The following is a 13,958-nucleotide window of genomic DNA, read 5'->3' as shown; positions in this document are numbered from 1 at the left end:
TATTTTCCATAAAGAAATAGTTTCAAACGCCTGGCGCCGCTGCGTTTTGCTCATCGCAATCGGACGCCGGATCTAGCGCCAAACTGCCAGAATAAGGCTGAGGCAACATACAAGGTCTCAGCACCCCACCTGTTTCCTCGCCCTTAACCCAACCATGCGAGGCTACATTGCGACTTCCACTCATCCCTCCGAACGAACTCACCGCTGAACAAAAAGGCCTTTACGACAGCATGCGCAAAGGCATCGCCAGCAACTTCAACGCCTTTAAGGTCGAACACGAAGATGGCGCGCTGATGGGGCCATGGAATCCATGGCTGCACGAGCCCGGCATCGGCAAAGCCATCTGGGACCTGACGCTGGCCATGACCGCCAACGCCACCCTGCCCGACAACGTACGCCAGATCGCGATTCTGGTGGTTGGCGCCCGCTACGACGCGGCGTATGAGCTGTACGCCCACGTCGCCGTCGCGGAAAAAGAAGGCATGTCCGAAGAACGCCTGGCCGCGCTGGTCGCCGACCTGAAACCCACCGATTTGTCCAAAGACGAAAACGTCGCCTTCGACTTTGCCTATGCGCTGAGCCGCGGCGGCACGCTGCCGGAACCGCTGTACCGGCTGGCGGTCAAGACCTTCGGCCAGCATGGCACCAACGAACTGATCTACCTGGTCGGCCTGTACGCGCTGGTCTCGACCACGCTGAACGGCTACAACGTGCCGGTACCGGAACGTGAATAAACGCGACCCCACGGCGTCCCACGACGCCCGTATCACGCCGGCCAGCAAAAGCGCTTCCGAGTTCGGTGCGGTCGCACTGGTGCTGCAAGGCGGCGGCGCACTGGGCGCCTATCAGGCCGGCGTCTACGAGCGCCTGCTGGAAAGCGGCATCGAACCGACCTGGATTGCCGGCATCTCGATTGGCGCCATCAACAGCGCCATCATTGCAGGCAACGCCAGGGAAAACCGCGTGGCCCGGCTGCGGGAATTCTGGGAACTGGTCAGCGGCAATTACAGCGGCGTCTCCGATCCCTACTGGACCGGCGTGCCGCTGGTCGACAGCGTTCATTCCTGTGTCAACCAGCTTGCGGCGGCGCGCGCCTTCATGCAGGGTGTGAATGGCTTCTTTGCGCCACGCATGCCGCCGCCCTATCTGCTGTGGAACGGCGGTGGCGCCACCAGCTATTACGACACGACGCCACTACGCGCCACGCTCGAACGGCTGGTGGACTTCGACCGTATCAACGCCAAGGAAACGCGGCTCAGCGTGGGCGCCGTCAACGTCCGCACCGGCAATTTCGCCTACTTCGACAACATCAAGGACCAGATCCGGCCAGAGCACATCATGGCCAGCGGCGCTTTGCCACCGGGCTTCGATGCGGTGGAAATCGATGGTGAAAAATACTGGGATGGCGGCATGGTGTCGAACACGCCGCTAGACTGGGTGCTGTCCAACGGTTCGGGCCTCGACACGCTGGTGTGGCAGGTGGACCTGTGGAGCGCACATGGCGAGTTGCCGCGCGACCTGGCCAGCGTGGCCACGCGCATGAAAGAAATCCAGTATTCGAGCCGCACGCGCAACGCCACCGACTCCCTGCGCAAGGTGAAGAAATTGCGCGCCACGCTGAGCGAGCTGCTGGCGTTGATTCCTGCCGAGATTGCAGCCTCGCCGCAGGCCCAGCTATTGGCGGCAGCGGCTGATCCCGCGCTCTACAACATCGTCGAGCTGGTGTATCGCTCGGCGACGTACGAGGGCCAGTACAAGGACGTGGAATTCTCGCGCCGGACCATGACCGAGCACTGGCAGGCCGGCTATACCGACGCCGACACCACGCTAGCGCATGAAGAAATTCTCAAACTCCCATGTATCGATAACAACCCGGCCGTCTTCGACTTCCTGACGAAGCCGGCTCAACCTACTTAAAGAGAACAAGATGAACCTTCAAGACAAAGTAGCGGTCGTCACCGGCGCCGCCAGCGGCATCGGCAAACAGATCGCCACCGTGTATTTCCAGAACGGCGCCAAAGTCGTCATTGCCGACCTCAACCTGGAATCGGCGCAGGCCGTCGCCACCGAGCTCGATCCCTCGGGCCAGCGCGCGATTGCCGTGGCGATGGACGTTACCAATGAAGAACAGGTCGATACCGGCATCGCCGCTGCTGCGGACAAGCTGGGCGGCATCGACATCCTGGTATCGAATGCCGGCATCCAGATCGTCGCACCGATGGAGTCCTTCGCGTTTGCCGACTGGAAGAAAATGCTGGCGATCCACCTCGACGGCGCCTTCCTGACCACGCGCGCCTGCCTCAAGCGCATGTATGCGCAGAAGCGCGGCGGCAGCGTGATCTACATGGGCTCGGTGCACTCGAAAGAAGCCTCGGTGCTGAAAGCGCCCTACGTCACCGCCAAGCACGGCCTGGTTGGCCTGTGCAAGACCGTGGCCAAGGAAGGCGCCGCCCACGGCGTGCGCGCCAACGTCATCTGCCCCGGCTTCGTCCGTACGCCGCTGGTGGAAAAGCAGATCCCCGAGCAGGCCAAGGAACTGGGCATCAGCGAAGATGACGTCATCAAGAAAGTGATGCTGAAAGAAACCGTCGACGGCGAATTCACCACCGTCGACGATGTCGCCCAAACCGCGCTATTCCTGGCGGCCTTCCCGTCCAATGCACTGACCGGCCAGTCGATCGTGGTCAGTCATGGCTGGTTCATGCAATAAGGAGTGTGTGTAGTCAAAAGCAAAGGCTGCCCTATGGCAGCTTTTGCTAGTCAATACTGGTCCACATCGTCATCACTATCTTCATCAAAACTAGCGAAAATACAAGCATCTAGTTCGCATGGATATATTTCAAGGGATTGCGCAATTTTTTGAAGCACATCCTGAACGAATACATAAACAGTTTCGTCAATCAGCGAACTGGAACGAGGTACAAATGTGGCCCCCATTTCCTTCATTTTTTTCATTACGCGGCTATCTAACGGTATTTCATATCGAGATAGGCCTAGCCACTGAATAAAATTGCGAGCCTGCTTTTGCCCGAGCCCTGGAAATTTTTTACTCTCCAAGATGTATTCAACAACTTTTCTTTCCTTGGCCAAGCTCGTATTGCTCACCAGGGTGTCCAGTTGCTCCTGCAACTGTTTCCATCCACCTGACTCAAGATAGTCAAATATCCGGCTCAGATTCTCACCGATAATCGTTCCCCGCCGAAGGCCAGCTCCCCTGCATTCTGCTTGGACTAACTGCGATACCGACCGCGATTTTCGACATTCAGTCAACGACAACGTCGGACTCTTGGACTGCATAAAAGTATGAGCGGCGCTGCCCGGCCCGGATCGCTGTTGAGTTGTAACCTGGCAACCGATCAGGACGCGCCAAATTTCCCCTTTGGATAAATCAATATCCTTACGCCTTACATTTCTATGTCTCCTGCGCTTCGGTAGCTCTTTATCTTCGTTCTGCTTAACGAAATTCGCCCATTCTTTCAAACTAGTTTTATCCAGGTTCCAAAGCGCTTGCATAACGTCCTTTAATTGAAATTCCGGCAGTATTTAAGTGAAAAATATAAATTTCCGAAAGGAAATTTTATCATCCTAAAAACCCTAAAAACTCACGCTTTATCACTTGAATCAAAGGATAACGCTTAAGTCTGAAGCGTACGGGAAACACGTTAAACTGATCTTCGAATGAGTAAAGGCCCGCAGAAGCGGGCCTTTTCATCTACAAACTATGTAGACCTCACTCCAGCCATTTTTCGACTACGTAACCGCTGATGTGGCCAACCAAGCCTGCACAGAATTTGACTTTAATCGCAAGCCAAAGCCCTTCGGAGCTCATTGCTGGGTCAGACAATTCCCAGACAATATCCGGCGGAACAACCAGGTGATAAATCTGTGACGACATAACGGCTGAGATAGCAACGAAGGTTAAGCAAAGACGCCAGCGGTTAGACACATTAGCGTGACGACTGTAGAGCATTAGCAGAAAATACATCACGAAACCAACAAACAAAGCTTTAACACCCGCAAAAAAGGCAATGTTCGACCAATCCATAAAACCCATGTCATATCTTTCAAAAAAGAGTTATCGTTTCCATGAAGCAATGATACTCTTAACCAACATTAAAAAATAGTCAAGTCGCAGTGCGGACAGGCACTTCTAGTCTTTATCAAACGAATCAAGGGGCTCAATTTTCGTTCCACAGGTACCGCAATATCTGGTGTTGCCCCTTGATTTGCCTAGCTAAGAAGTTTAGTTGCGTGGTTGATGTCATTGCCCTAATTACGACATCTGCGCGCGCGTGTTGCGGCGGAGCACTCCGACCAACGTGCCCAGGCCCAGCAAGAACATCGACGCCATGCCCGGTTCCGGTACCGGGCTGGTAATCTCCCGCGCGATGAAGGACAGGTTATCCGCGTAGCCATCGTTGTCGTTCGAAGCGAGACGCTCCATCGACAGCCAGAACGACAGCTTGCTGGTGCCAGCAGGCATGATTCCCACGGACTCGCGGTAGTACAAGCCTGTCTGGTTGCCGCGATCCTGTGGGGTGACGGGACCGATCGCGGCGCTGCCTATCGCATTGTTTTCCGCATCGAGAAACTGCACAAAGAACAGTGCGTTATCCCCCTGGCTGGCCCAGCCGCCGAGCCATCCGCTCAGGGAATAGGAACTGCTCTTGGCCGTCGCCACGCCGAAGTCCAGGGTCTGATAGCCCACGGCATACTGCCCCAAGCCGGCGAACATCTTCGTGCCACGATTGACCGGGCCAGGCTGGGTGGGCAGCACCCAGTTGCTGCCATAGTCCACCGACTGCACCATGCTGTAACCCGGGTAGGCGGTCCAGCCGCTCACACCGGCTTCGGCATCACCGTTGACAACGAGGTTCTGACCGTAGATGACGTCAGCCTTGGCACTACACGCCAGGGCGAACAAGGCTGCGGCAACAAAAAATCTGCACTTCATGAAAAGCTCCTTATAAAAGTCAAATGACGCGGTACTGGTCAAGCTGCGCTGCCCCGTGCATCGCCGGGTCACTGATCGACGGCAAGCCGTTTTCCAGATGGCCGGCAAAGCGGCGCAACCAGCCCGGCATACCAACCACCCGCAGGCTGTAGTCGTACCAGTTGGAACTCGATGCCAGGGGAAGCCGGACGGTGCTCCTCGAACGGGCGACGACACGCACTTGCAACGGCTTGTTCGCGTAATACTTGTTGGCGGTGAGTTCGAAGGTACATGGCTGGGCGCCATTGTTGACCAGGTCAATCAGCAGCTCGCCGGCGCTGCGTTCGGCGCGCAGGCTGATTTCCGGCCATGCAGCGTTGCCGTCGCCACGCACGTCGCCGACGATGTGGCGGTGAAAACCGTTCGGCCCCAGTACCCAGAGATCGTAGGCAGATGCGGTGCTCCAGCGGCCTTTGAGCTGTTTGCCAGGTTCCACCGTATAGCGGCGCGGGACCTGCTCCAACGCCAGGCGGTCGTACACATGAAACACCGCGCCGGCTTCGCCCAGGTTGTCGAAGCTGAGCTCCACCAGGCCGCCGCCGGCCGGCACCTGTGCCTGCACCTGGAGTTCGTAAGGTAGCGCGCGCGCCGGACGCACACCGGCCGCCTGGACCGGCGCCGTCAGCGTGGTCGGCGTGGCGGGGACCTTGGTGTTTGGCAGGCTCATCGCCATCGAACGCCGCGCAGCGGTTTCCGGCAGCAGTTGCGTGAAGCCGTTGTCGTTCGGGTTGGCGAAGTCGAAACAGGACAACAGGTTGCCGCTCACCGCACGGCGCCATGGGCTGATCAGCGGCTCGCGCACACCGAAACGCGCCTCGATGAAACGCACCACCGATGTGTGGTCGAACACCTGCGAATTGACCCAGCCGCCCTTGGTCCACGGCGAGATCACATACATCGGAACGCGCGGCCCGAGCCCGTAGGGACGATGGTGCGTGCGGGCATCGGCGCCGTTGAGCACGTGATGGTACTCGCCGGTCGTGTCGACGGTCGACGCACCGGCCAGCTGCGACTGCGCCGGATTGCTGCTGTAACTCGTGTACGCAGGCACCGCCGGCGGTGGCATGTGGTCGAAGAAGCCGTCGTTCTCGTCGAAGTTGATGAGCAGGACCGTCTTGCTCCAGCTATCAGGATTGGCGGTCAGCGCGTCCAGCACGCGCGCGATGTAGTCGGCGCCCGACGCTGGACTCGAAGGCCCCGGGTGTTCGGAGCCTTCGGCGGTCGCGACGACCCAGCTGACCTGCGGCAGGCGGTTGGCCAGCACGTCGGCCTTGAGCAGATCGAGGTCACGCGTCGTCGTGCCGCGATCGCGCAAGGATTGCGAATAGCCCGGCCGGCGATACCACGCGTTGCGGAAAGAGCGGAATCCGGCCAGCGAGTTATCGGTGAAGTTGTCCGCCATGTTCTGGTAAACCTGCCAGCTGACACCCGCCGCTTCGAGCCGCTCCGGATAGGTGGTCCACAAGTAGTCGGTGGACGTGTCCGGATTAAAGTCGTCGCGGCTGTTGTCAGTCGATGGGCCGCCGGCAGCGGCCAGTGGATCGTTGTGGCCACTGAACAGAAACAGCCGGTTGGTGTTGGTACCGGTCTGGGTTGCGCAGTGATAGTGGTCGCAGATGGTAAAGGCACGTGCGAGCGCGAACTGGAAGGGAATGTCGGCGTCAGCGTAATAGCCCATCGCGCGATTCTGCTTGACCGTGCACCAATCATTCATCCGACCCTGGTCCCACGCCAGCTGGGCGTCAAGCCAGGCATGCGGCGTCCCGGCCACGCGCATGACTGGGAAGTCCTGCACCGTGTTGAGCCGGAACGGCGCGATGGCGCTGCCCTGCGGCCAGTTAGGCCGGCCAGGCACCGGCGCCCCGCCGACAGAGCGCTGCACGAAGACCGACTTGCGATTGAAGAGATTCTGCCGGTCCATTACCGGAATCGGAAAGGGATCACCGAATCCCCTCACCCCTTCCAGGGTGCCAAAGTAATGGTCGAAACTGCGGTTCTCCTGCGTCAGCACGACGATATGCTCAACATCCTGCAGGCTACGAGTGCGCTGGTTGGCCGGCAGGGCCAGCGCCTTTTGGATGGACGGTGGAAAGGTCGCAAGCAGGGCACTGGCGCCGGCCGACTTGCCCATTTTGCGGAGAAAGTCACGACGGCTCATGCCTGCACCTGCGTGCGGGCGGGCGCGAATTTGAAAATATGCATTTGATTGATCCAGGTCGATTGTCAGGGAAACATGAAAACTGAAGTCATGCAGGCGACAACTTACGTAACAATGATGAAATGTTGATGACATGACATGCATTGACTTCACTTATTTCGGTAACAATCCTGGCCAGGCGCCTCTGGATGGGAATAGACGGATTTCCGCCTCCGCGAATTCGGATGGCCGCTTAACCTCTACTTTTAGCGCGCTCTAAAAATGGGGGGATTACCGCACCGTTCGTGCAGACATTTGCACAAACCGCTTATCTTGCGTTGCAGATAGGCGTCATACTCATTCTGCGAGATGGCCTCCTTAGTACGGCGCAGTACCTCAGCGCCCTTTGCTGCCAGTTGCGACTCCACTAGCGCCTTACACTCTTGCAGTGTGTAGGTCTTGCCCCGTACGACGTCCTTATCCGCGTAACCCTGGCAGCGGTCGCGAGGGTATGGCGTGAGGGTCAAACTGTGAGGGTCAATCCTGCCAGCAAACGGACACAGATGCGTGGAAGCGTCAATTTTCAATACAAATTAACGCAAGAAAAAAAGGACCTAGGCTTTTACCTAGGTCCTTTGATTTCGCCTCGCCTTGCTACTTTCGCGAACGAACCATCGCAAGAGCAGACGACACACTAACAACTGTATTTTTTCAATGCAGCAACGTCTGCGATGAGGGAAGCATTGGAAGAATCGCCCACCAGCTGAGCTAGCTTCTCGTCGTGCAGATTACGTAGGGCAATTTGAGCGGCGGGATAACGACCTGCCAGTTGTCGCCAAGTCCCTAACCCATAAGTTCTGCGAAGGACATTGAACATAGGGTCTGTTTCGGCACCGTGTAGAAATATCCACGACAATCCCTGCAGAGCAGACTCCAGGTTCCCACTAATCATGTCATCGCACACCCTATCATAGACGACCATGGGATCGAGGTTTTCCATAGCAACTCCTTGGGAAACTGGTTATGCCGCATTTTACCACTGTATAAGATGATCTAAGGCCATATGCCAAGTCGGCAGTTGGTTAGACATTCAGCCCAGAGGTCTCCCGCCACAGCCATACATTTCGCTTGTTCAACTTTAGATGGTAACGCATAACAGTCCCTAACAAATTTAGCGTCGGCAGGTTCACATATAAGGGAAATACAACGCTCAACTGCTGCTGGCGATGGCCGATCATCAGGATTAGTGCCGTTAATTGGTAATTCAATTGTCCCGCCAGGGATTACCGGTGGATCAGGCTCCGGATCGACAGGTGGTTCAATTACGACAATGGGGACGTCTTCGTCACACGGCATCTCGTCTCCCCCCGACCAACCACAACCAGCCAAGGCCGATATCCCAGCGTGGCTACCGACTTTCAGGGTTGTATTGCCAACTTTGACAGTTCTAACAGGCGCGCCACCTTCGGGATACTCAAGCTTAAGCTTTGCAGCAGCAAATTTTTCCATGAACTGGCTTGATACGGCATCTAAATACGGGCGACTGGCGTCACCTTCCTTCACAGCAGAAAAGCGCAATACTTTGGTTACGCCAACCTGCGCATAACCGATAGCAATGCCATGAAAATTAGGTCGTCCAATAGTTGCACACTTGACTTCGTTAGCTTGCTGCGAGCATAGGCTGAACTTCAACGGCCCCATTGCAATCCAACTAGCTTGAGCATTTTTTACGAATTCTCCGCTTAGTACCTTTACCACAGTCCCAACGCTAGAAGGCATCGTTGAAACTTGACACGTAAGATTGCCTCGTCGATCCGGGGAGCATAATTCCACAGAATTGTCGCCCTGATACCTCAGCGTGCTAATCGCACTTTCCTCAGCTTGCGCAGTTGGAGCCAACCAAATTGAGCAAGCTATGCTGGCTGCAGTAGCCCCTTTTACAATAATTTTTTCATTTCATCCCCAGAAGTTTGCTGAGGGGTTGTTATATTATAGATATCTAAAAATATCAACAATAAAATTATACTAATTTACGTGCGCCCTTAGTAAAGCTAATCTACTAAGGGCGCCCTGTGTTTTGGCTCCGGTCGTGCGAGGCGTTTGCACAAAACCCTTATCTCGCGTTACCGGTAGCAGCCGTCAATTTATCGTAGTATTCGCGCCATCCAAAAGCCTGTTCACGCCAGGCGCGACAGACCGTGGCGTTGAAGGCGTCGGTTTCCGCGACTTCAGAGAGCGGAATTCCGGCTGGTTCTCGATCAGACTCGGCGGCGGGTCCGGGATCGCCACCTGCCCAGGCGGCGTTGTATGCGCGCACGAAGCCAACATTAACGCCGTAGGCAGCATCATCACTCGCAGTGACATACACAGGCACTTGCTTTTCAATTACTTCTCCTTTCAGATAACGCCTCACGATATTGCTCGCTACCGCGACGCACGCACGGCAAAAGTACGCGCCAACCGCGAGGTAACACTACTGTCGCACATATTCAATATGGCCCGCGAATGGGGCTACATGAAGGGCGAAAACCCATGCAGGGGTGTGCGCAAAAACAAGGAAAAGCCGCGCGATTTCTATGCGGACAGGGAAGTGTGGGACGCCGTTCACAATCAGGCGTGTACAGAGCTGAAGGATGCAATGGACATCAACTACCTGACCGGCCAGCGCCCAGGCGACGTGCTACGAATGAAGGATGCCGACATCCGCGAGGGTGCGCTCCACGTCCGCCAGGGCAAGACTAACAAGTTTTTGCGCATCATGCTCGAAACAGCTGGCGTCAAATCGGAACTAGCAAAGGTCATCGAGCGCATCCAGTCAAGGCCAGGCCGGGCGACTGGATCGTTCTTGGTGACGCTGGCCAACGGCGACCAGGTAAAGCAGCACCACCTCCGCCTGCGCTTCGATACCGCACGCGCGGCAGCTGCGAAAGCCGCTGAGGAAGCAAATAAGAAGGACCTCGCCAAGCGCATCAAACAATTCCAGTTCCGCGACATCCGCGCCAAGTCGGCCAGTGAGATTAGCGACATGAAGGCGGCAAGTGAACTACTTGGCCACACCGAAGAAGAGATCACTGGCCGCGTTTACCGTCGCGTTGGCCAGGCGGTAGCGCCGACCAGGTAACGCCCAAAGACGCTCCTAAGGCCCGGTTTCGCACCGGGCCTTTTCGTTTTTGGAGCGGGAAAAAGTGTGAAATTTTAGATGCGCGTAACCAGGGGTTGCGGAGATCGTCTCCGCAACTAGCCCATCGGCAAGGCTGAAACGCTAAATTTGACGCGTCGCCAAAGGCGATCAGGCAATAAAAAAGCCCTTGAATATCAAGGGCTTATCTTTGGATTCTGGCGGAAGCGGTGAGATTCGAACTCACGAACGGCGTAAACCGTCGACAGTTTTCAAGACTGTTGCCTTCAACCACTCGGCCACGCTTCCTAAGTGTGCAACATTATACAGATTTCTTACGCTGCCCGGGAAGATCTTCCTGGGCGCCAATTCTCCCTCAACGCCCGTTCAAACGCTTCGGCCTCCAGCGGTTGCGAGAACAGGTAGCCCTGCACCTCGTCACAGCCGGAATTTTTCAGGAATGCCAGCTGCTCCACGGTCTCCACGCCTTCCGCGATCACTTTGTGCTTGAGCTGCTGGGCGATGGAGATGATGGTGTTGGCAATCGCGCAATCGTTCGGGTCGCCCGGGATGCCGATGGTGAACGAGCGGTCGATCTTCAGCGTATCGATCGGGAAGCGTTTCAGGTAGGACAGCGATGAGTAGCCGGTGCCGAAGTCATCCAGCGACAAGGTCACGCCCAGGGCGGTGATCCGGTCCATAATGCCGATCACGCGGTCGATGTTGTGCATCAGCGTGCTTTCGGTGATTTCCAGTTCCAGCCACGATGGCTCCAGGCCGTAGCGTTTCAAGGTGTCGCTCACGCGTCCCGGCAAGGTGGCGGTGAATTCGCGGGCCGAGACGTTCACGGCCAGACGGATCGGCGGCAGGCCGGCGTCTTTCCACGCTTGCGCCTGCGCGCAGGCGGTCTCCAGCACCCATTCGCCGACCTGCACCACGAGCCCGGTCGCCTCGGCCAGCGGAATGAATTCCGACGGCGGCACCAGTCCGCGCACGGGATGGCGCCAGCGCACCAGCGCTTCGGCGCCGATGATTTTGCCGTCCGGGATGGCGTATTTGGGCTGGTAGTGCAGCAGTAGTTCGCCGTTGCCCAGCGCATTGCGCAGGCCGGTTTCGATGCGCATGCGTTCCTGCATGCCCTGGTTCATGTCCTGACTGTAGAAGGCCACATGGTCGCCATCCGCCCCGCCCTCTTGCTTGGCGCGGTACATGGCGATGTCGGCCAGACGCAGCAGGGTTTCTGCATCGTGCCCATCCTGCGGATAGACGCTGATGCCGATGCTGCCGCCGACGCGCAGGTCGTGGCCGTCGATCAGGATCGGCGCATTCAAGGTGGCGAGCAGTTTCTGCGCCACCATGCTGGCTTCAAAGTGCTGGCCGATGTCGAACAGGCCGACAGCAAATTCATCGCCGCCCAGCCGCGCCACCAGGTCCTGGTCGCGCAGCACGGTGCGGAAGCGGCGCGCCACTTCCACTAGCAACTGGTCACCGATCTTGCGGCCCAGCGTGTCGTTGATGAGCTTGAAACGGTTGAGGTCGATGAACAGCACGCAGCCGTGCGCCTTGTTACGCTGCGCCACCATCAGGGCCTGGTCGACGAGCTTGGTCAGCAGCGTGCGGTTCGGCAGGCTGGTCAGCGCGTCGTAGTAGGCCAGATGGTGGATGCGCTCCTCGGCCATCTTGCGTTCGGTGATGTCGGTCAGGTAGGCGATCAGGCCGATCGAGCGGTCGTTGATGTCGCACAGCGGCGACAGCGACAGGCTGGCCCAGAACACTTCACCATTTTTCTTTTTGCGCCGCACTTCCATCAGACGGCCGCCCTGCTCCAGGAAGGCGTCGTGGAAGCCGATGTCTTCCTCATCGTAAAGGAACAGGATGTTGCGCCCCACCGCTTCCACTGCGGTGTAGCCAAACAGGCGCTCGGCGCCCTTGTTCCAGCTGATGATGAAACCGCTCATGTCCATGGTCAGCACCGACTCATGGATGTGGTCGAGGATTTGCGACTGGTGCTGCAGCTTGGCTTCTACCTGCACGTAGGCGTGGGTGGTGCGCTGCGCCACCGAATGCACTTGCAGCACGCTGCCCAGCAGACTGGCCAGGCTGGCCAGGTGTTGACGGTCCAGCTCGCTGTAATGGGCGCCGCCGGACACCACAAAGCGGCCGAAGTAATGGTCGTCAAAGCAGACGTCCTGGCTCAGGCTGGGTACCGCGTCATCGTTGGCTGCAACTGCCGCGTCCATCGGCGGCGTCAGCAACATCGAGGCGGAATCGGCCGGGATGTATTCGCCGAGCGGGCTGTTGAGCACGGCGCGGACGATGCGTCCCAACTCCTCCGTCAGCGCATGGCCGCGCAAACGCAGCACCGCGTCGCACAAAGCCGCGCTGCTGGTCAGGAAGTCGGTGACGGGTTGCGCGAGCATGGCTTAAATATTCCTGCTCACCTGAATCGCCCAGTGGTAAGCCTGCAGCTGCGCTTCCCAATAGGCTTCGTGGGAGATGCCGGCCTGTTCCAGGCTGGCGCTATCGTGGTGCTCGACCAGCTTGAGCAGATCGCCCAGCGGGCCGGCGCGGTCTAGCAGCGCCATCACCACGTCCAGATCCAGGCTCAGCGCAGCGACGATTTCAGTCATCGGCATGGCCAGCAGCACGTCCAGCAGCGAGAAAACGCCGGCCACGAAGGCCATGTCCTGCTGGTCGCGGTCCCAGTCCAGCGCCTTGGCCAAGCCTTCCATCATGGAGGCGCGCACGGCCGCCAGCGGCAGCAGCGGATTGGCCAGGCCGTCATCCTGCTGACGCGCGTACAGCAGCAGTTGCAGCCAGCGTTGCAGCTGGCGGCGGCCCAGGACGTTGATGGCCTGGCCGAAGCTGTGGATCGGCGAGCTCAGCGCAAAGGCGGCCGAGTTAACGAGTTTGAGTAAATGGTAGGCCAGTGCGGGATCTTGCTTGAGCAACACTTCCAGCTCGCGCGAATCGGCATCGCGCGCCAGCAAGCCCAGCAGCGCCAGCAGGCGTTTGCGCGAGGTGCCGTCGCCGGCGTTGCCGTCCTGCGCGGGATGTAGTGCGAAATCGCCGGCAAACCAGCTGAAGCCGGCCTTGGCGCATTCGGCGATGCGTTCTTCGCTGCGCATGCCCATGGCCAGATGCGGCCCCGGCTGCGCCACCAATGCCAGCACTGGCGGCAGGCTCATCGCGGCGTCCGTCATGAGCGAGCGGGCGCCGCACATGGTGGCGGTCGATCCCTCGGTCACGCCGTCGATCATGATGTGGTAGCCGGCATCGGCGTAGCTGGACAGTTTGCGCTGCACGGCGACGTCGGCGCAGGCGGCGGCCGGCACGCGCAGGATGACGCGGTTGCTCGGCAGCGTCTCCAGATGGGACAGCTCCAGCAACTGCGGATTCGGGACGGGGAGGATGCAATCCATCGGCGCCAACGCGGCAAACACGTCGGGCGTTTTCAACAGGGCCAACGTCGCCTGGAAGGCATCGCCGGCATCGGGCGATAGCGCAAATGTCAGTGCCACCCACTCATTGTGAGCGTTGGATACTGCATGTAATTCCACCAGTGGAAACGGGCTGATTTCAGGCGCAGACATCAATATCTCATCGAGGTTATCCGCGCCATCTTAGACCAACCATTGACTTAAGGCAATCAAATACCATACAAATAATAGTGTAATTAGCAATGCTACCAGTATAAGACCAATTTTCAG

13 protein-coding genes and 1 tRNA gene are annotated in these 13,958 nt (G+C 58.0%); 4 read left to right on the top strand and 10 right to left on the bottom strand.

Features of this window, described 5'->3' with window-relative positions:
* Positions 1-167 precede the first annotated feature (167 nt).
* The 3 genes from BUA36_RS16505 to BUA36_RS16495 are packed head-to-tail and all read left to right on the top strand — an operon-like array spanning position 168 to position 2,710.
* Positions 168-734 (top strand): carboxymuconolactone decarboxylase family protein, encoded by a 567-nt coding sequence (locus BUA36_RS16505; RefSeq protein ID WP_072786264.1) that lies wholly within the window; start codon positions 168-170, stop codon positions 732-734.
* Positions 727-1,917, top strand: a complete 1,191-nt coding sequence (locus tag BUA36_RS16500; RefSeq protein ID WP_084560203.1) for a patatin-like phospholipase family protein — start codon at positions 727-729, stop codon at positions 1,915-1,917. Before BUA36_RS16505 ends, BUA36_RS16500 begins: the two co-directional genes overlap by 8 nt.
* 10 nt (positions 1,918-1,927) lie before the next feature.
* On the top strand, positions 1,928-2,710 hold the full coding sequence (locus BUA36_RS16495) for a 3-hydroxybutyrate dehydrogenase (protein ID WP_072786263.1): 783 nt from the start codon (positions 1,928-1,930) through the stop codon (positions 2,708-2,710).
* A gap of 50 nt (positions 2,711-2,760) precedes the next feature.
* Here the strand turns inward: BUA36_RS16495 and BUA36_RS30370 are convergent, their stop codons facing one another.
* The 7 genes from BUA36_RS30370 to BUA36_RS31025 form a co-directional block, all read right to left on the bottom strand.
* On the bottom strand, positions 2,761-3,513 hold the full coding sequence (locus BUA36_RS30370; protein WP_139260612.1) for a hypothetical protein: 753 nt from the start codon (positions 3,511-3,513) through the stop codon (positions 2,761-2,763).
* Positions 3,514-3,730: 217 nt separating this feature from the next.
* Positions 3,731-4,054: a hypothetical protein gene (locus BUA36_RS16485; RefSeq protein ID WP_072786261.1), complete on the bottom strand. Its 324-nt coding sequence runs from the start codon at positions 4,052-4,054 to the stop codon at positions 3,731-3,733.
* 219 nt (positions 4,055-4,273) lie between these two features.
* Positions 4,274-4,954 (bottom strand): PEP-CTERM sorting domain-containing protein, encoded by a 681-nt coding sequence (locus tag BUA36_RS16480; protein WP_072786260.1) that lies wholly within the window; start codon positions 4,952-4,954, stop codon positions 4,274-4,276.
* A 19-nt stretch (positions 4,955-4,973) separates the two neighbouring features.
* Positions 4,974-7,151, bottom strand: coding sequence for a phosphocholine-specific phospholipase C (locus tag BUA36_RS16475; RefSeq protein ID WP_072786259.1), 2,178 nt, complete (start codon positions 7,149-7,151; stop codon positions 4,974-4,976).
* 673 nt (positions 7,152-7,824) lie between these two features.
* Positions 7,825-8,130 carry a hypothetical protein gene (locus BUA36_RS16465; RefSeq protein WP_072786257.1) on the bottom strand — a complete coding sequence of 102 codons (306 nt, stop codon included), beginning with the start codon at positions 8,128-8,130 and terminating at the stop codon, positions 7,825-7,827.
* A 53-nt stretch (positions 8,131-8,183) separates the two neighbouring features.
* The gene (locus BUA36_RS30365) at positions 8,184-8,831 is read right to left on the bottom strand and encodes a hypothetical protein (RefSeq protein ID WP_139260611.1); all 648 of its coding nucleotides are present in this window, start codon (positions 8,829-8,831) and stop codon (positions 8,184-8,186) included.
* Positions 8,832-9,243: 412 nt separating this feature from the next.
* Positions 9,244-9,498: a hypothetical protein gene (locus BUA36_RS31025; RefSeq protein ID WP_139260610.1), complete on the bottom strand. Its 255-nt coding sequence runs from the start codon at positions 9,496-9,498 to the stop codon at positions 9,244-9,246.
* Between the two features lie 6 nt (positions 9,499-9,504).
* Here BUA36_RS31025 and BUA36_RS16460 point away from each other — a divergent pair, with 6 nt between their 5' ends.
* Entirely contained in the window at positions 9,505-10,251 is a 747-nt protein-coding gene (locus BUA36_RS16460; RefSeq protein WP_072786256.1) for a tyrosine-type recombinase/integrase, read from the top strand.
* 216 nt (positions 10,252-10,467) lie between these two features.
* Here BUA36_RS16460 and BUA36_RS16455 read toward each other — a convergent pair.
* The 3 genes from BUA36_RS16455 to BUA36_RS16445 all read right to left on the bottom strand — a co-directional run bounded on the left by BUA36_RS16455 (position 10,468) and on the right by BUA36_RS16445 (position 13,841).
* Positions 10,468-10,557 (bottom strand) — tRNA-Ser (locus BUA36_RS16455).
* A 26-nt stretch (positions 10,558-10,583) separates the two neighbouring features.
* A complete protein-coding gene (locus BUA36_RS16450; protein WP_072786255.1) occupies positions 10,584-12,668 on the bottom strand; it encodes a putative bifunctional diguanylate cyclase/phosphodiesterase in 2,085 nt (694 codons plus the stop codon).
* A gap of 3 nt (positions 12,669-12,671) precedes the next feature.
* The gene (locus tag BUA36_RS16445; RefSeq protein ID WP_072786254.1) at positions 12,672-13,841 is read right to left on the bottom strand and encodes an EAL and HDOD domain-containing protein; all 1,170 of its coding nucleotides are present in this window, start codon (positions 13,839-13,841) and stop codon (positions 12,672-12,674) included.
* Positions 13,842-13,958 lie beyond the last annotated feature (117 nt).

This window comes from Duganella sacchari (genome assembly GCF_900143065.1).
GTDB classification, from domain to species: domain Bacteria; phylum Pseudomonadota; class Gammaproteobacteria; order Burkholderiales; family Burkholderiaceae_D; genus Rugamonas; species Rugamonas sacchari.
The sequence above is the reverse complement of the archived record's forward strand: the minus strand, read 5'-3'. Positions and strand labels throughout refer to the sequence as shown.